This is a genomic window from Arthrobacter sp. MDT1-48-3 (assembly GCF_054511015.1).
Window position 1 is genome coordinate 59740 of record NZ_JBTNDL010000006.1, and the last position, 16745, is coordinate 76484.

At 71.6% G+C, this 16745-nt stretch carries 14 protein-coding genes and 1 pseudogene; 5 read left to right on the forward strand and 10 right to left on the reverse strand.

Annotated features, from left to right (window positions below):
- The first annotated feature begins 26 nt into the window (after positions 1 to 26).
- A complete protein-coding gene (locus tag ACX80L_RS13405; protein WP_459290227.1) occupies positions 27 to 3176 on the forward strand; it encodes an efflux RND transporter permease subunit in 3150 nt (1049 codons plus the stop codon).
- 87 nt (positions 3177 to 3263) lie between these two features.
- Positions 3264 to 3767: a MarR family winged helix-turn-helix transcriptional regulator gene (locus ACX80L_RS13410; RefSeq protein WP_459290228.1), complete on the forward strand. Its 504-nt coding sequence runs from the start codon at positions 3264 to 3266 to the stop codon at positions 3765 to 3767.
- Positions 3768 to 3794: 27 nt separating this feature from the next.
- Here the strand turns inward: ACX80L_RS13410 and ACX80L_RS13415 are convergent, their stop codons facing one another.
- Positions 3795 to 4598: a transglutaminase-like domain-containing protein gene (locus tag ACX80L_RS13415; protein WP_459290230.1), complete on the reverse strand. Its 804-nt coding sequence runs from the start codon at positions 4596 to 4598 to the stop codon at positions 3795 to 3797.
- 121 nt (positions 4599 to 4719) lie between these two features.
- On the opposite strand from ACX80L_RS13415, the gene ACX80L_RS13420 reads away from it, so the two are divergent.
- Positions 4720 to 5640, forward strand: a complete 921-nt coding sequence (locus ACX80L_RS13420) for an oxidoreductase (protein WP_459290232.1) — start codon at positions 4720 to 4722, stop codon at positions 5638 to 5640.
- A gap of 7 nt (positions 5641 to 5647) precedes the next feature.
- Here the strand turns inward: ACX80L_RS13420 and ACX80L_RS13425 are convergent, their stop codons facing one another.
- The 6 genes from ACX80L_RS13425 to ACX80L_RS13450 form a co-directional block, all read right to left on the reverse strand.
- Positions 5648 to 6421 (reverse strand): hypothetical protein, encoded by a 774-nt coding sequence (locus ACX80L_RS13425; RefSeq protein WP_459290234.1) that lies wholly within the window; start codon positions 6419 to 6421, stop codon positions 5648 to 5650.
- Positions 6422 to 6456: 35 nt separating this feature from the next.
- A complete protein-coding gene (locus ACX80L_RS13430; protein WP_459290236.1) occupies positions 6457 to 7611 on the reverse strand; it encodes a cysteine desulfurase family protein in 1155 nt (384 codons plus the stop codon).
- Positions 7598 to 8536 carry a carboxylating nicotinate-nucleotide diphosphorylase gene (gene nadC / locus ACX80L_RS13435; RefSeq protein ID WP_459290238.1) on the reverse strand — a complete coding sequence of 313 codons (939 nt, stop codon included), beginning with the start codon at positions 8534 to 8536 and terminating at the stop codon, positions 7598 to 7600. The genes ACX80L_RS13430 and nadC overlap by 14 nt, the downstream gene beginning before the upstream one ends.
- The gene (gene nadB, locus ACX80L_RS13440; RefSeq protein WP_459290240.1) at positions 8533 to 10209 is read right to left on the reverse strand and encodes an L-aspartate oxidase; all 1677 of its coding nucleotides are present in this window, start codon (positions 10207 to 10209) and stop codon (positions 8533 to 8535) included. Before nadB ends, nadC begins: the two co-directional genes overlap by 4 nt.
- Entirely contained in the window at positions 10206 to 11489 is a 1284-nt protein-coding gene (gene nadA, locus ACX80L_RS13445) for a quinolinate synthase NadA (RefSeq protein ID WP_459290242.1), read from the reverse strand. The genes nadB and nadA overlap by 4 nt, the downstream gene beginning before the upstream one ends.
- Before the next feature lie 110 nt (positions 11490 to 11599).
- The gene (locus ACX80L_RS13450; RefSeq protein WP_459290244.1) at positions 11600 to 12295 is read right to left on the reverse strand and encodes an NUDIX hydrolase; all 696 of its coding nucleotides are present in this window, start codon (positions 12293 to 12295) and stop codon (positions 11600 to 11602) included.
- Between the two features lie 234 nt (positions 12296 to 12529).
- On the opposite strand from ACX80L_RS13450, the gene ACX80L_RS13455 reads away from it, so the two are divergent.
- Together ACX80L_RS13455 and ACX80L_RS13460 are read left to right on the forward strand one after the other, a co-directional pair.
- Positions 12530 to 13327, forward strand: a complete 798-nt coding sequence (locus tag ACX80L_RS13455) for an alpha/beta fold hydrolase (protein ID WP_459290246.1) — start codon at positions 12530 to 12532, stop codon at positions 13325 to 13327.
- A gap of 136 nt (positions 13328 to 13463) precedes the next feature.
- Entirely contained in the window at positions 13464 to 14435 is a 972-nt protein-coding gene (locus ACX80L_RS13460) for a serine/threonine-protein kinase (protein WP_459269079.1), read from the forward strand.
- Between the two features lie 12 nt (positions 14436 to 14447).
- Here the strand turns inward: ACX80L_RS13460 and ACX80L_RS13465 are convergent, their stop codons facing one another.
- From ACX80L_RS13465 to ACX80L_RS13475, 3 genes and pseudogenes are all read right to left on the reverse strand, one after another.
- Positions 14448 to 14606, reverse strand: a complete 159-nt coding sequence (locus ACX80L_RS13465; protein WP_208741469.1) for a hypothetical protein — start codon at positions 14604 to 14606, stop codon at positions 14448 to 14450.
- 77 nt (positions 14607 to 14683) lie between these two features.
- Entirely contained in the window at positions 14684 to 16003 is a 1320-nt protein-coding gene (locus tag ACX80L_RS13470) for an MFS transporter (RefSeq protein ID WP_459290248.1), read from the reverse strand.
- Positions 16004 to 16073: 70 nt separating this feature from the next.
- Positions 16074 to 16619, reverse strand: a pseudogene (locus ACX80L_RS13475) (SbcC/MukB-like Walker B domain-containing protein); the annotation flags it as partial.
- Positions 16620 to 16745 lie beyond the last annotated feature (126 nt).

Below are 16745 nucleotides of genomic sequence, written 5' to 3' on the forward strand. Positions count from 1 at the left end.
GACCGTCAGCATCGAAGGCAGGTCCCTTGTTCCGTCTGGCACAGCTGTCCCTGGGCAACCGGGCGCTCATCGCGCTCATCACCATCCTCGCTTCGGTCTTCGGCGTCATCACGCTCGGGTCGCTCAAGCAGGAGCTCATCCCGTCGCTCGAGTTCCCGCAGATCACGGTGCTGTCCTCGGCACCGGGCGCCTCGGCCGAGTATCTCGACCAGCAGGTCGGTGAGCCGCTCGAATCCGCACTCAGCGGGGTCGAGGGCCTGGAGTCGTCCTCGTCCACGTCGCGCACGGGTGTCTCGACCGTCAGCCTCGTCTTCGTGTACGGGACGGACCTGGACCGCGCGAGGGCGCAGGTGGACCGGGCGATCTCCACGGTGCGACCCACCCTCCCCGAGGACGTCGAGCCACAGGCGCTCGCCGGCAGTATCAGCGACCTGCCCATCGTCTTCATGGCGGTGTCCTCGGACCAGTCGCTCAGCGAACTCAACGGCGACCTCGCCCGCCTCACCGTCCCGAGACTCCAGAAGATCGAGGGCGTGCGGACCGCGGACGTCTCCGGCGGGACCACTCAGCATGTCGCGATCCTGCCGCGGGCCGGCGCCCTCGAAGCCGCAGGGCTGACCGTCGCCGACCTCACCAGCACGCTGGAGGACAACGGCGCGCTGTTCCCGGTCGGGACCCTCGAGGAGGACCCGCGGTCGCTCACCATCCAGGCCGGCAGCCGGATCGGGTCGCTGGAGGACATCCGCGCCCTGCCGGTGCTGCCCTCGTCCGGCAGCGCACCGTCAGGTCGGGCGACCACGATCGGCGACGTCGCGGACGTCGACCTCGCCGATGACGAGCCGACGTCGATCACGCGGACCAACTCGGTGGAGACGCTCGCGCTCGCCGTGACCAAGGTGCCCGACGGCGACACCGTCGAGATCTCCCAGCAGATCGTGGCCCTGGTGCCCGAGCTCGAGGCCGAGCTCGGCAATGCCGCCGACATCACGGTCGTGTTCGACCAGGCGCCCTTCATCGAGCGCAGTATCGACGATCTGACCACGGAGGGCATCCTGGGAGTCGGCTTCGCCGTGGTCATCATCCTCGTCTTCCTGCTGTCGGTCCGGTCGACGCTGGTGACGGCCATCTCGATCCCCCTCTCGTTGCTCATCACCTTCATCGGGCTCTACGCCGCGGGCTATTCCCTCAACCTGCTGACGCTCGGCGCCCTGACGATCGCCATCGGCCGCGTGGTGGACGACTCCATCGTCGTCATCGAGAACATCAAGCGGCACCTCGGCTACGGCGAGGAGAAACGGGTCGCGATCCTCACCGCGGTCCGTGAGGTGGCCGGTGCCATCACCGCCTCGACCCTCACCACGGTCGCCGTCTTCGCCCCGATCGGGTTCGTGGGCGGCCTCGCGGGCGAACTCTTCCGGCCTTTCGCCGTCACGACCGGCATCGCCCTGCTGGCATCCCTGGCCGTCGCGCTGACCATCATCCCGGTGCTCGCCTACTGGTTCCTGCCCCGCACGGCGTCGCGCGGCCGGCACGGCGCCCGCCACGATGCCACCGATGCCACCGACGCCACCGGCGACCCGGCCGCGTCGCATGCCCCCGACCGCCCGTCGTTCCTCCAGCGCGGCTACCTCCCGATCCTCGCCGGCACCCAGCGGCATCCCGTCATCACCCTCGTGAGCGGTGTGGTCGTGCTCGGCGCGACGGCCGCCATGGTGCCGTTCCTCCCGACCAACCTCCTCGGCGGGTCGGGCCAGAACAGCTTCTCCATCACCCAGACCCTTCCCCCGGAGTCGAGCCTCGCGACGACCACGGAGGCGGCCGGCCGAACCGAGGAGATCCTGGCGGACACGCCGGAGGTCCAGGACGTCCAGCTGACCGTGGGCAACGCACAGGGCGGATTCGCGGCCCGGTTCTCGGGTGGCGCCTCCGTGGCGTCGTTCACGGTGATCACCGACGAGGAGGCCGATCAGGAGGACCTGCAGGAGTCGGTGCGCCGGGAGCTCGAGGCGCTCGAGGGTGCCGGGACGTTCTCGCTCTCGAGCCAGCAGGGCGGTTTCGGTACCTCGAGCACCATCGACATCGACATCACGGCCCCGGCGAGTGCCGATCTCGAGTCCGCCAACAGCGCCGTCCTCGAGGGCATGCAGGGACTCGAGGGCGCAGGTGAGGTCTCGAGCAATTTGTCGGCCGCGCAGCCGCAGGTGCAGATCGACGTCGACCGGGCGGCTGCCGTGGCGGCGGGACTGAGCGAGGGCCAGATCGCCGGACTCCTCGGTGGCAGCATCAGCCCCGTGCCCGCCGGGTCGGTGCGTTTCGACGCCGACGACTTCCCGGTCCTGATCGGCGAGGGGACGCCCGTCACGAGCCTCGGCCAGTTGCGTGACCTGCAGATACCGACCGCCCGGGGGCCGATCCCGCTGACGGCGGTCGCGTCGGTCGAGGAGGTCCAGGTACCGCTCTCCGTCACGAGTTCCAACGGGGAGCGCACGGCGAGGGTCTCCGTGACGCCGTCCGGCGACGACCTCGGAACCCTCACGGCAGAGGTCACCGAGCGTCTCGACGCCATCGACCTCCCTGCCGGCGCCACCGCCACTATCGGCGGCGCCTCGAGCCAGCAGGCAGAATCCTTCGACCAGCTGTTCCTGGCGCTGTGGGCCGCCGTGGCGATCGTGTACGTCATCATGGTCGCAACCTTCAAGAGCCTCGTGCAGCCCCTGATCCTCCTCGTGTCCATCCCCTTCGCCGCCACGGGCGCGATCGCCCTGCTCCTGATCACGCGGATCCCGCTCGGACTGCCGTCCCTCATCGGCATGCTGATGCTCGTCGGCATCGTCGTCACGAACGCCATCGTGCTGATCGACCTCATCAACCAGTACCGGCGGCCGCAGGACGGGTCCCGCGGCCTGCTGGTCGCGGATGCCATCCGGGAAGGCGCACGGCAGCGCCTCCGGCCGATCCTCATGACCGCTCTCGCCACGATCTTCGCACTGACGCCGATGGCGCTCGGGCTCACGGGCGAGGGCGGCTTCATCTCGCAGCCCCTGGCCGTCGTCGTGATCGGCGGGCTCGTCTCGTCGACGGCCCTCACGCTCGTCCTGGTACCGGTCCTGTACCGGCTGGTCGAGGGGCGGCGCGAGGAACGGGCCCTGCGCCGGGCGGCGACGCCCGCGGGCTGATGCACCTGCCGCGCAACCGCCGCCGAGCGTATACTAGATGCAAAGACATCTAGTTGCCGGTTCGCCGGCAGGAGGCGGGAAGCAGTCATGGCTGACCAGGTGGACGCCGCGGCGGAGCAGCGGGAGGCGGTGCCGACCGGCGACGACGGAAGCGGCGCCTCCGTGCGGCAGGCCTCCGAGAGCTGGGAATCGCTCTTCCGTGCCCAGGTCGGCGTCATGCGCCGTCTTCGGCAGGATCCGGTGTTCCGGGAACTGCCGATCGGCGAGTACGACGTCCTGTTCAACCTCAGCCGCTGCCCGACCGGGTGGACGCGCCTGAACGAGCTGAACCACCACCTGCTCATCAGCCAGCCCAGCCTCAGCCGCATGGTGGACCGCCTCGAGGCCAAGGGGCTCGTGCGGCGCCGGCCCGCCGAGACCGACCAGCGCGGCGTCGAGCTCGCTCTGACGGACGAGGGCCGGGCCCTCCAGCGGCGCATCGGCTCCGCCCACGTCCACCGCATCCAGGAGGTGCTCGCGCCCGTCCTCGATCCCGCCGAGATGGCGCAGCTGAAGGCGCTGACCGACAAGATCAACGCCGCGCTGGCCTGATCCAGACGGCGCTCCCCCGGAGCGTGGTCAGCGGAGCAAGTGCCTCTCGCCCGTCCGTTCCAGCGGGAGGTCGTCGACCGTCGCGGTCACCGTCAGGCGGGTCAGCTGCAGCGAGCCGCCGACCGTGGAGAGGAACGCGGTGTCGGTCGCGTCCCTGCCCGTCGCGATGCGGAGCATCGAGGCACGAGGGGCCAGGCCGGTCGCATCGAGGAGGTGCCAGCCGCCGTCGGTCCAGGCCTCGACGACGGCGTGGAAATCCATGGGGCTGAGTCCGGGCGCGTAGACGGACGCCAGCCGCGCCGGGATGTCGCGGGACCTGAGGAGGGCGATCACCAGGTGGGCGTAGTCCCGGCACACCCCCCTCCGGGACAGGAGGGTGTCCACGGCGCCGTCGGTGAAACGGGACGACCCGGGGACATAGGACAGTTCACCCGACACCCAGTCACGGATGCCCTGGACGAGCTCGGCGCCCTGCAGGCGGGGGAAGAGGGCGTACGCCGTCGGGAGGATCCTGTCCGATTCGCAGTACCGGCTGGGTCGCACGTACCGCACCAGGTCGACGTCGTCCCCGGGGGACCGCTCCGAGGTCCCCGTCACGGTGGCCCGGTACTCCACCTCGAGCGATGACGCGTGCGGCGTCGTGAGCAGGTGCAGCCGCGTGCCGTCCCCGGCCTGCCGTTCGCGGACCTCCGCCGGCTGCCCGTCGACCAGGACGGACAGGTGCTCGTCGACCTCGCGGTAGTCCCCGGGGTGTGCGACGGCGATCGACAGGACCACCTCGGTGCCGGCGATCGTCGTGGCACCGAGGTCGGCGGAGACAGTGCGTCGCATGGTTCGTTGCTCCCGGTAGGCGGCGTGATCGCCTCCAACTCTAAGCTGTTGGAGGCGGCGACCCTCGACGCCGGCCGGCATCATCCGGCCGGGCAGGACGCACCAGCACGGAAGGCTCCCCATGAGCAGTTTCACCGCGGACGCGATCGGCGATCTGACGGACAGGCGTGTCATCATCACCGGCGCCAACAGCGGGCTGGGACTGCAGACCGCCGTCGCCCTGGCCCGCAGGGGCGCCGACGTGATCCTCGCCTGCCGCAACGAACAGCGCGGGCGGGACGCCGAGCAGAAGGTCCGGGCCCTGTCCGGCAGCGAGCGCGTCGGGATGCGTCTCCTCGACCTCGCGAGCCTCGCCTCCGTGCGGGCCTTCGCGGCCGACGTCACGGGTCCCGTCCACATCCTCGTCAACAACGCGGGGGTCATGGCCACGCCGAAGTCCACGACGGCTGACGGCTTCGAACTGCAGTTCGGCACCAACCACCTGGGTCACTTCGCGCTCACCGGCCTCCTGCTGCCGAATCTCCGGGAGGCGGGTCCGGCGCGCGTGGTCACGCTGTCGAGCCTCGCCCACAAGCGGGGACGCATTGACTTCGACGACCTCCAGTCCGAGCGCAGGTACCGCAGGTGGCGCGCCTACGGACAGAGCAAGATCGCGAACCTGTACTTCATGGTCGAGCTCGATCGGCGTGCGCGCGCCGCCGGCTGGGACCTGACCTCCGTGGCCGCCCACCCGGGCCTCGCCGACACCAACCTGACGGCAGGCATGCAGGCGCCCGCCGTGCTCGACGTCCTCGCGGGCTTCTCCAGACTGATGAGCCAGTCCGACGCCGCGGGAGCCCTGCCGACCCTGTACGCGGCAACCGCCGACGATGTCCGCGGCGGCGACTACTACGGGCCCTCCGGCCCGGGCGAGACGCGCGGCGCTCCCCGCCTCGTCGCCCCCGTGGCGCGGGTGCTGGACCACGACATCGCCGTGCGGCTCTGGAATCGCAGCGTCGAGCTGACCGGGGTGGACTTCGCGGCCCTGCAGCCCGCCACCTGACCCTCAGCTAGGCCGCGGGCTCGGCGGCGACCTGCACGGACCGGATCATCTCGCGGATGATCGCGAAGTCCGGCGTGGCGTAGTAGGCCTCGGCCTCCCCGAGGGTGCCGAAGGACACCGTCTGCGGACCGGTGTTCGCCGGTGCCTTCGGCGCCAGCGCCTCGAGGTCGCCGAAGCTGAACCGGCCGAGTGCCCCGCTCCCCTGCACGGTGTTCGGCAGGGAGCAGGCAAGGCCGTCCGCGCCGCCCATCTGGTCCGTGATGCCGTAGGCGCCGAAGAAGCGGAAGCCGGTGATCAGGCGGACCACGAAGCGTGGCTCGATGCCGGTGTCCGCCGGCGGTGCCCCGGTCAGCGCGAGCGGCTCGCTGCCGATCACGTAGTAGGAGGTGCGTTCGGCATCGGGACAGGGCGGTTCCGGCGTCAGGATGCCGGAGTGCAGTTCGGCCGCCGTCGTTCCCTCCGGTGTACGGACGGCATAGTGCAGCGAGTCCGGGGCGTAGGCGCCCGGTGCGGGTTCCAGCGGCTGCACCACCCAGGCCTCCGGCAGTTCGAAGCTCACGAGCCGGCCGGGGTCGGTGAAGATCTTCCAGCCCTCGCGCGCCTCGCGCAGGGGCACCGGCGGCACCGTCGGGGTGGCCGAGGGGGCGTCCGACGACGGCGCAGCGCTTCCGCCCTCCGGGCTCCCGGTGCACGCTGTGAGCAGCAGCGCTGCGAGCGCCCCGCCGGCGACGGCCCGGAGCACGCGCCGCACCGACAGCCGTGCCGCACTACCGTTGTCCATGGCGTCCCTCCCCGGCGGAATCCGGTGCCGCAAGTCTAGGCTCCACGCGCCGCGCCGAGCGATCGCACCGCCTCGACCGACGCGATCACGGCGCGTGCCGCCTCCGCGAGATCCGTCGGCGGGGTGTCCTGTGTCCAGGACAGCCGGACGGCGGAGTGGGTGGTCCCTTCGTCGATCCCGAGTGCCAGCAGCACGGCCGACGGCTCGGACGAACCGGCGGCGCAGGCCGAACCGCTGGAGCAGACGACCCCGCGGCGCTCGAGTTCCAGCAGGACCGCCTCACCGCCGACCCCCGGGAAGCAGAACGAGGCGAGGTTCGGGAGCCGCGCGTCGGGGTCACCCGTGACGAGGGCGCCGGGCACCGCGGCGAGGACCGCGGCGACCAGCGCGTCCTGCGCCGACCGCGATCGGGTGGCTGCGGCCGGCAGGGCGCGCTGCGCGAGGCCGAGCGCTCGCGCCAGCCCGACCGCTCCGGCGACGTTCTCCGTTCCCGAGCGACGGCCGCGCTCCTGGCCGCCGCCGTGCAGGACGGGTTCGCAGGGGGTGCCCGCGCGCAGGTACAGCAGGCCGATGCCTTTCGGGGTGCCCAGCTTGTGGCCCGAGATGCTGAGCGCGGTGACGCCCAGGGAGTCGACGTCGAGGGGAAGCCATCCCGCCGCCTGCACGGCGTCGGTATGGAAGGGGACTCCGGCGTTCCGGCAGACCGCCGCCAGCGCCGGGATGTCCTGGACCGTGCCGACCTCGTTGTTCGCGTACATGACGGTGCACAGCGTCGTCCCGGCTTCGAGCGCGGCCGCCAGCTCCTCCGCGGCGACCCGTCCTGTTCCGGAGACGGGCAGGGTCGTGATGCGGAAGCCGTGGAAGTCCCGGAGGTAGGACAGCGCGTCCAGCACTGCCGGGTGCTCGATGGCGCTGGTGACGATGTGGCGTCCGCGAGGCGCGGCCAGGGCGATGCCCTTGAGCGCGAGATTGTCGGCCTCGGTGCCGCCCGAGGTGAAGATGATCTCCGCGGGACGGCATCCGAGCAGACCCGCGATCCTCGACCGGGCCGCGGCGAAGGCGTTCGCGGCTGCCTCGCCGTAGGCGTGGTGGCTGGACGGATTGCCGAAGGTCGACGTCAGCAGGGGCCACATCTCCTCGAGGACCTCGCGGCGTGCCGGTGCCGTGGCGGCGGCGTCAAGGTACAGCATGGCCGCCGACCGGGGTCTGGTGGACCGGCGGGACGAAGTCCAGGCCGAGGTCGAGCGATCGGACGCTGTGGGTGAGTGCCCCTGCGGAGATGATGTCCACGCCGGTGGCGGCGATGGCCGCCACGGTGTCGAGCCGTACGTTGCCGCTCGCCTCGACGAGCGCCCGGCCGGCCACCCGCCGCACTCCCTCCGCGAGGTCCTCGACGGTGAAGTTGTCCAGCATGATCGTGTCGACGTCCGCAGCGAGGACCGGTTCGAGCTGGTCCAGCCCGTCCACCTCGACCTCGACGTGCACGGTGTGGGGCAGCCGGGACCTCACCGACCGCAGTGCGGCCGTGAGTGCGGCGGGCCCGTCGACCGCCAGCAGCGCCAGGTGGTTGTCCTTGACCATCACGGCGTCGGACAGACCGGCGCGGTGGTTCGATCCGCCCCCGCAGCGGACGGCCCAGCGTTCCAGGACCCGCAGCCCCGGTGTGGTCTTGCGGGTGTCGACGATGCGGGCACGCGTACCACCCGCGGCGTCGACGAAGGCCCGCGTCATGGTCGCGATCCCGCTCAGGCGCTGCACGATGTTGAGGGCCGTGCGCTCCGCGGTGAGGATGCCGGCCGCGGGCCCGCTGAGGTACGCGATCGTGTCGCCGGTCCCGAACGGCGTGCCGTCGGTCCTCGGGAAGGCGACGTGGATGCGCGGGTCGGTGAGCCTCATCGCCGCCTCGATCGCCGAGGTCCCGCAGAGGATGCCGGGCTCGCGTGCGGTCACGGCCGCCGTCGTCAGCAGATCGGGGTCGATGAGGGACTGGCAGGTCACGTCACCCCACGGCGCGTCCTCGGCGAGGGCCGCCGCAACGATGGCGTCGACCAGGTGCTGCGGTGGCCGCGCCGGCGCTGCGGCGGTGTCCAACGGGCTGTCGGCGGTCTGCGTCATGGCTGTGTCCCTTCGGGGATTCGGAGGTAGGACCGGCTCGGGGCGGGCCGGCGGAGTGCGGGGTTCGGCTGGTCGGAGCGGTGGTGCGCTCCGCAGGACCCGGGCCGGTCCGAGGCGGCGCGCACGAGCAGCCGCGCGCACAGCAGCAGGTTCGCCGTCTCCGGATCGGTGCCGGCGCGATAGGACGCGAGCTGCTTCGCGGCGACGTCCAGACCGCTGCCCGTCCGCAGGACGCCGGCGTGGTCTGTCATCACCGCCTGGAGCTCGCGGCGCGTCACGGGGTGGGTTCCGGTCTCCGCGTCGAGGTCGAGGACCTCGGCCTCGAAGACCGGCGCCGCGCCGTCTCCGTCGGAGAGCGCCGCCGCGCACCGCGTAGCGAAGACCACGGCCTCGAGGAGGCTGTTGGAGGCCAGCCGGTTGGCGCCGTGCACACCCGTGCGCGCCACCTCACCGACGGCGAAGAGGCCCTGGACGGAGGTGCGCCCGTCCGTGTCCGTCCGCACGCCGCCCATCCAGTAGTGGGCGGCCGGGACCACCGGGACGACGGCGGCGGACCAGTCGTACCCGTGCCGTGCCGTCAGCGCGGTGAGCGACGGGAAGCGGCGGGCGAGGAAGTCGGCACCGAGGGCCGTCGCGTCCAGGTAGACGCACCGTGCCCTGCGGTCACCGGCCGCGGCCCCGGTACGGACGCCCGGGGCGTCGGTGGGCTCCTGGGCGAGGTGGCGTGCGATGCTGCGCGAGACCACGTCCCGCGGCGCGAGGTCGCCGTCCGGGTGGTAGTCCGCCATGAACCGGTGACCACGGGCATCGACGAGGCGCGCGCCCTCGCCGCGCACGGCCTCCGAGATCAGCGGGTTCCCCGGGACGTCGAGCGCCGTGGGGTGGAACTGGAAGAACTCGAGGTCGGCGACCACCGCGCCGGCCCGCCAGGCCAGCGCCACACCGTCGCCCGTGGCGATCGCCGGGTTCGTCGTGCGGTCGAAGAGCTGGCCGGCCCCGCCGGTCGCCAGCACCACGGCGGAGGCCGCGATCGGGCGCCGGATGCCGTCCTGCAGCACCTCGACGCCGGCGGCACGCGGCGATCCCCCGGCGCCGTCGAGCAGTATCCGCTCGACGAAGGCGTTCTCGAGGACCCGGATCGCCGGGTCCCGGCGCACCGCCGCCGTGAGGGAGGCGATGAGCCCTGCGCCGGTCGCATCACCGCCGAGGTGGAGGATCCGTGCCGCGGAGTGAGCCGCCTCGCGGCCCAGTGCGGGCGACGACGCGTCGTGCGGCGCGGCGTCGAAGACCACCCCGGCCCGCTGCAGGGCGTCGATCCCCTCGGCTGCGCCCCGGCAGAGGACTTCGACCGCCTCCGGGTCCGCCAGCCCAGCGCCGGCCGCGAGGGTGTCCGCGATGTGTGCCTCCACCGAGTCGCGACGGCCGCCGGCCGGTCCGGACGGGCGGCCGGACGCTCCGTGCCCGGCCGCGAGCACCGCGGCGATGCCGCCCTGCGCGTAGCCCGTGTTGCCGGAGCCGAGCGCGGCTTTGGAGACCAGCACGACGTCGGACCGGGGGGCGAGCCGCCGCACGGCGAGTGCCGTCTGCAAACCGGCGATGCCGGAGCCCACGATCACCACGCGGAGCGGCCCCCGGGTGGCGTCCGGCTCCTCCCGCACGCGTCCGGAGGTCACGGGCGGACCGCGAGCATCCGGTTCAGGGCCACGCGTGCCGGCCCGGCGACGCTCTCCGGCACGGTGATGCGGTTCGGCACGCGTCCTTCGACGAGGCCCTCCAGCACCCAGGCCAGGTAGCCGGGGTGGATGCGGTACATCGTCGAGCAGGGGCAGATGACGGGATCGAGGCAGAAGATGGTGTGCTGCGGGTACTGCGCGGCGAGCCGGTTCACCATGTTGATCTCCGTCCCGACGGCGAAGGTGCTGCCCGGTGCGGCTGCATCGATCGCCTTCCGGATGTAGTCGGTCGAGCCCGCCTCGTCGGCGGCGTCGACGACGGGCATCGGGCACTCGGGATGCACGAGCACGCGCACTCCGGGGTGTTCCGCCCTCGCCTTCTCGATCTGGGCCACGGTGAAGCGCTTGTGGACCGAGCAGAACCCGTGCCACAGGATCACCCGGGAGTCGCGGAGTGTCTGCTCGTCCGTGCCGCCCCACGCCTTGCGGGGATTCCACAGGGGCATCCGCTCGAGCGGGACGCCCATCGCCTTGGCGGTGTTGCGGCCGAGGTGCTGGTCGGGGAAGAACAGCACGCGCTGCCCCCGCTCGAACGCCCACTCGAGCACGGCAGCCGCGTTCGACGACGTGCAGACGATCCCGCCGTGTTCTCCGCAGAATCCCTTCAGCGCCGCGGAGGAGTTCATGTACGTCACGGGGATCACGGGCCGCCGGCCGTCCGCGTCGGGCTCCGATCCGAAGAGCGCGGTCAGCTGGTCCCAGCACTCCGTCACCGAGTCGATGTCCGCCATGTCCGCCATGGAGCACCCCGCCGCGAGGTTGGGCAGGATCACGGCCTGCTCCGGCGTCGACAGCATGTCCGCGGTCTCCGCCATGAAGTGGACACCGCAGAAGACGATGGCCTCCGCGGCACTGCGCTCGGTGGCTGCGCGGGCGAGCTGGTAGCTGTCGCCGACGAAGTCCGCGTACTTCACCACCTCGTCGCGCTGGTAGAAGTGGCCCAGGACGACGACGGACTCCCCCAGCGTCTCCTTGGCGGCGAGGATCCTCCGATCGAGGTCGTCGGCGGAAGCGGTCCGGTACTCCTCCGGCAGCTCACCCTGGCGCGGGGTCGTGGGAGGGACCGGGTCGTGCATGGAAGCACCGGGGCCGTAGTCGGGCAGAGGGAGAGCGTCGAAGACCCACGGATCACGCGCCAGGTCGGGTGTGCAGGTGGTCGCGGGCGCAGGGAATCCTGCCTCGCCTCGCGAGATGAGCTGGATGGCGGTGGAAACGGACACGTGCTTCTCCCTCGATGGGCCGGCGCCGGGCTGGGCGGCGGACTGGGGTCGTGGACGGGGTGGGTTGCAGGGCTCGAGGTGCATCGCCCGGGGCCGGGCATCGGACCCGTCTAGGACGGAGGCCGTCCGGCGTGCGGCCCGGTGTACCTGTACAGGCGCGGCGGCCGGTTGCGCCCGCCCTGGAGCACCTCGTCCGTGGCGGCGATGTCCTTCGCGGAGCGGAGCTGTCGCCGGAAGTTCGCCGGATCGAGGTGCCGTCCGAGCACCGCCTCGTAGACGCCGCGCAACTGCGCCAGCGTGAAACGGTCACCGAGGAAGTGGTAGGCGACCGATCCGTACTCGATCTTGCCGCGGAGCCGTTCGAGGGCGTAGGCGACGATCTCGTCGTGGTCGAACGCGAGCCCGACGACGTCGGAGGCCCGGAACCACCGCACGTTCTCCGATTCCTGCGCCAGATCGGCCTGGTCCGGGCGCACGAGCGCCCAGTAGACGATCGACACCAGGCGCTGCGTCGCCGAACGATCGAGCCCGCCGAAGGCGTAGAGCTGCTCGAGGTAGGTCGGCTCGAGCCCCGTGGTGTCCCGCAGGTTCCGTGCCGCGGCGTCCTGCAGGGACTCGCGGCCGTCGAGCGGGCCGCCCGGCAGCGCCCAGCGCCCGAGGTGCGGCTGGCGGATACGTCCGACGAGCGGGAGCCAGATCTCCGATCGGTCCGAGGCCGCATCCGTCCGGAGCGCGAAGATGACGGTCGAGATGGCGAGGGAGGGCGCCTGGGCCTGCCGTTCCGAGACGTTGGCGGAGCTGTACATGACCGGCCTTCCGCCTGGGTGATCGTCGACGCCTTGTTAGAGTCATGATGACTATAACTCATGGCAGGCAGCCGACGGTCATGGTCCGTCGAGGAGTTCTGGACGGGGAGCCTCAGTCAGCGGGTTGCCACCGCTCCCGAAAGTGTCTAAAGTCACAGTCGTCGGTCCGCAGGGGCCGCGCGGCGGAGATGTGTTCAAGGACGCACATATCTCTGCCGCCCTTACGATGGGGTCATGGACCACCATTCCGTTCACGACGTCGAGGGTATCGATCCCCGCCTGGCCATCACCCGCAGCGACGCGGACACTCCCCGAGCGTTGCCCCCGATCCTCCTGCTGCACGGGTTCGGCTCCTCGTCGCGGCAGAACTGGGTGGAGACCGGCTGGGTCCGCTTCCTGAACGACGCCGGCCGCTCCGTGGTCATGGTGGACCTCCCGGGACACGGTGACAGCGCGGCGCCGGACGACGCCGGCGCCTACGCACCCAGCCGCATGCGCGCCGACATCCTGCAGGCGCTCTTCGACGAACGCATCACCCCCCTCCGGGAGGACGACCCCGCCTCCGGCGTCGATCTGCTCGGCTACTCCCTGGGATCCCGCCTCGCCTGGGAGTTCGGCGCGACGCAGCCCGAGCTCGTGCGCAGGATGGTGCTCGGGGGGCCCGGCAGCGACGACCCTCTCGCCGCATTCGACCTCGAGGGAGCCGAGCGCCACCTCGCCGGGGGGCCCGCCCCGCAGGACGCGACGACGGCGGACCTCCTCCGGATGGCCCAGGCGGGGCTCGGCAACGATCTGCCCTCGCTCCTTGCCATGGTCTCGGCCATCAAGACGGAACCCTTCGACCCCCGGGGCGCCGTCCCGAAGATGCCCCTGCTCCTCGTCGCCGGGGACCAGGACGACTACGCCGGCGGTATCGGCGACCTCGCCGACTGGGCCCCGTTCGCCGAGACGGCGACCCTGCCCGGCAGGAGCCACTCGAACGCCATCACCTCGCGACTGTTCAAGGATGCAGCCCTCGCATTCCTCTCCTGAGAGCCGGACCGGGCTCCGGCGGTGCGCGCGTCGCTGCCCGTGCAGGAGCGCGGCCGGTATACTCGGAACTGATCAGCAGCCTTATGGTGGGGCTCGGCGATGATCCACAATTCCAATCTGCTGCGGGAGGACACCCATGGATGTGCTCCTTGCTGACCGGTACCAGACCATGGAACTCCTCGGCGTCGGCGGAGCCGCGTCGGTCTACCGGGCCGTCGACCGGAACCTCGGACGCGACGTCGCCATCAAGATCTTCAATCCGACGACGGCGGACGACGACAACTACCGGCGCCAGCACACGGAGACGATGCTGCTGTCGACCCTCAACCACCCGGGCCTCGTGACGCTGCACGACGCAGGCATCCACGAGGACGACACGGGACGGACCACCGGCTTCCTCGTGATGGAACTCGTCGACGGCGAGGACCTCCGGCACCTGCTCAAGCGCGGCGCCCTGCCCGCGGAGGACGTGGCCCAGCTCGGCGCGGACCTCGCCGATGCACTGGCCTACATCCACTCCGAGGGCGTGGTGCACCGGGACGTGAAACCGGCGAACATCCTCATGTTCCACAGCGGGGACAACGCGACCCGCCTGTACGCCAAGCTGACGGATTTCGGCATCGCACGGATGGTGGAGGCCACCATGGCGACCGCCGCGGGAGCCACGATCGGCACCGCCAACTACCTCAGCCCGGAACAGGCCGAGGGCGGTCCGCTGGACGAGCGCAGTGACATCTACTCGCTGGGGCTCGTCCTCCTCGAGTGCCTGACGGGAGTTAAGGCCTTCCCCGGACCCGTGGTCGAGGCTGCCCTCGCTCGGCTGCTGCGGGATCCCGAGGTGCCGGATTCGCTCGGACCGGACTGGAGCGCCCTGCTGCGGAGGATGACATCGAGGAATCCCTCGGCCAGGCCGTACGCGCACGACGTGGCACTGCAGCTGCGGAACTATGCCGACGAGCACCTCGGAGCCCCGGGGCCGGCGGCCGGAGCCGCCAGGCCCGTGCTGTCCGCCTCCGGCTCCCCCGAGGCGGAGAGCGTCACCGGCGGAGTCTTCACGGGTAACGTCCGGATTCCCGAACCGCCCGATCGGGCCCCCAGCATCCGGTGACGCCCGGGCGGCCTAGGAACCGTCGCCGTCGTCCTCCTCGGGTTCGAAGTTGCTCGCCTCGTCCGTCGATCCCGCGGCCACCCCGTCGTCACTGACCGGGATCGTCCCCTCGGGACCCAATCCGCCGGTCGCATCCTCGGTGTCGTTCTGCTTGCTGCCTTCGGTGCTCATGCGTCCTCCTGCGTCTTGGATGTCCTTCGATCCTATGCTCGGCCCGGGCGGTTGCACAGCCGGCTGATGAACCTGCCTCAGGCTCTGCTGGTGCTCCGCAGGGCGACGGCCGATGCCGCTCCGAGCAGCAGCAGGACGCATGCTGCTGCTGCCGGGACCACCGAGGCGCCCGCCGGCCCGGAGGCTTCGGCGAGGGCCCCTGCCAGCGCCGAACCGGTCGCCGTGCCGGTGACGATCCCGGAGGCGAGCAGCGTCATGACCGTACCCAGCCGGTGTGCCGGCGCGACCATCGAGCCGATCGAGAAGATCGTCACCATGGTGGGACCCACGAAGATGCCGAGGAGGAAGAGCGCTCCCAGCATCGTCGGGATCGCGCCGGGCAGGGCCAGCGCGGCGGCGGCCATCGCCATGGCGGCGGCAGCCACCATCCACCGGCGTGTATGGCCGAAGCGCTCGGGCCAGTAGGCGACCGACAGTGCGGCCACGGCCGAGCTGAGGCCCATGACCGCGTACAGGAGCCCGGAGGACTCGGCTGCCCCGAACTGGCCCGCGAACGCGGTCAGGAACGTCTGCGTGGAGCCGAAGAACGTCCCCATGGCGATCATCCCGGCGACGGGCAGCAGGACGAGCGCGGGGCGGTAGTCCGCGGACTCCGGGGGCTGATCGCCGTCGTGCCCGTTCCCGTCGGCACCGGGATCGCGGCCCGCATCGCTGAAGGCGACCGTCGGGTGGACGGCGAACGCACTGACGAGGGTGATGGTCAGCACCGCGGCCAGGGCGAGTGGGAGCCAGGGGGCGATCAGGCTCGCGAGCAGGCCGACCAGGGCGGGGCCGAGGACGAAGGTGAGCTCGTCCGCCGTCCCCTCGTAGGAGAGGGCGGTGTCCAGGGCCGAGCGTGGGCTGCGGCGGGTCATCGCCATCCAGCGGACCCTGGCCAGCGGGCCGATCTGGGGACACGTGAACCCCATGGCGAGTGACGCCGCGAGGACGAGGGCGAGGGTGCTGCCCGTGATGCTTCCGCCGCGCAGCGTCACGACGAGCACGCCCGCGATGGCCAGGGTGTTCAGGACCGCCGAGACCAGGAGCACGATGCGCTGTCCGTGCTTGTCCGCGAGGAGGCCGAGCAGCGGGGCCCCGAGCGCCGAGCCGAGCCCGACCGCTCCGGCCGCGAAACCTCCCGCGGCGTAGGAGCCGCTGGCGGTCGTGACGAGCGTGAGGGCGCCGACCGTGAGCATCGCGAGGGGCAGCCGCGCGAAGAGGCCGATCAGGAGGAAGGAGGTGCCCGCGAGGTCCGGGAGGATACCGAACCTGCCGAGTCGGGACCGCCTGGAGCGGACGGGACCCGGCAGAGGGGACGGGGAAGAGTCCGGCGACGCCGGTGAGGGATTCTTGTACATGCGCTTTCCGGGTGCATCAAGCGCGCATCGTCCCCCCTCCCGATGCGCCCGACCCGGTAACGGCTCGAGTTTACACGCTGGCAGGCTGCTCCACGTAGCGGAGGACCGAGCCCTGGCGGCCCTTCACCACCTGCAGCTGCGCGCTGACCCGCTGCTTGAGTTCGGGCACGTGACTGACCAGTCCCACGACGCGCCCGCCGCTCCGAAGGCCCTCGAGCGCATCCATGACCTGCTCGAGTGCCTGGTCGTCGAGTGAACCGAATCCCTCGTCCACGAACAGGGTCTCGATGTCGAGCCCACCCGCTTCCTGCTGGACCACGTCGGCGAGCCCGAGCGCCAGGGCGAGCGAGGCCATGAAGGACTCCCCGCCGGACAGCGTCGAGGTGTCCCTGCGGTTCCCCGTCCAGCCGTCGATCACGTTCAACCCGAGTCCCGAGCGCTTGTTGCCCGCCGTGGCGTCGCTGTGCACCAGCGCGTACCGGCCGTCGGACATCTGCAGCAGCCGCTCCGTCGCGGCGGCCGCGACCTGCTCGAGGCGTGAGGCGAGGACGTAGGTGGCCAGCGACATCTTGTACAGGTTCTCCCCACCCCCGCGGGCCGTGTCGGCGACGGCGGCCGCCAGCCGCGCTTCCTCGCGCAGCGGTGCGATCTGCCGCTCGAGGTCGTCGAACTGCCGGGAGTAGGTCTCGAGCTGGGCGACCGAGTGCCCCAGCACCTCGGCACTGATACCGGCCCGCTGTGC

Coding starts and splice junctions, on each gene's coding strand:
- ACX80L_RS13415 (WP_459290230.1), bottom strand. CDS start 4,598: ATGCGACGCACTGTCTCCGCCGACCTCGGTGCCACGACGATCGCCGGC.
- ACX80L_RS13465 (WP_208741469.1), bottom strand. CDS start 14,606: ATGAGCACCGAAGGCAGCAAGCAGAACGACACCGAGGATGCGACCGGC.
- ACX80L_RS13420 (WP_459290232.1), top strand. CDS start 4,720: ATGAGCAGTTTCACCGCGGACGCGATCGGCGATCTGACGGACAGGCGT.
- ACX80L_RS13430 (WP_459290236.1), bottom strand. CDS start 7,611: ATGCTGTACCTTGACGCCGCCGCCACGGCACCGGCACGCCGCGAGGTC.
- ACX80L_RS13460 (WP_459269079.1), top strand. CDS start 13,464: ATGGATGTGCTCCTTGCTGACCGGTACCAGACCATGGAACTCCTCGGC.
- ACX80L_RS13455 (WP_459290246.1), top strand. CDS start 12,530: ATGGACCACCATTCCGTTCACGACGTCGAGGGTATCGATCCCCGCCTG.
- ACX80L_RS13410 (WP_459290228.1), top strand. CDS start 3,264: ATGGCTGACCAGGTGGACGCCGCGGCGGAGCAGCGGGAGGCGGTGCCG.
- ACX80L_RS13450 (WP_459290244.1), bottom strand. CDS start 12,295: ATGTACAGCTCCGCCAACGTCTCGGAACGGCAGGCCCAGGCGCCCTCC.
- nadC (WP_459290238.1), bottom strand. CDS start 8,536: ATGACGCAGACCGCCGACAGCCCGTTGGACACCGCCGCAGCGCCGGCG.
- ACX80L_RS13425 (WP_459290234.1), bottom strand. CDS start 6,421: ATGGACAACGGTAGTGCGGCACGGCTGTCGGTGCGGCGCGTGCTCCGG.
- ACX80L_RS13470 (WP_459290248.1), bottom strand. CDS start 16,003: ATGTACAAGAATCCCTCACCGGCGTCGCCGGACTCTTCCCCGTCCCCT.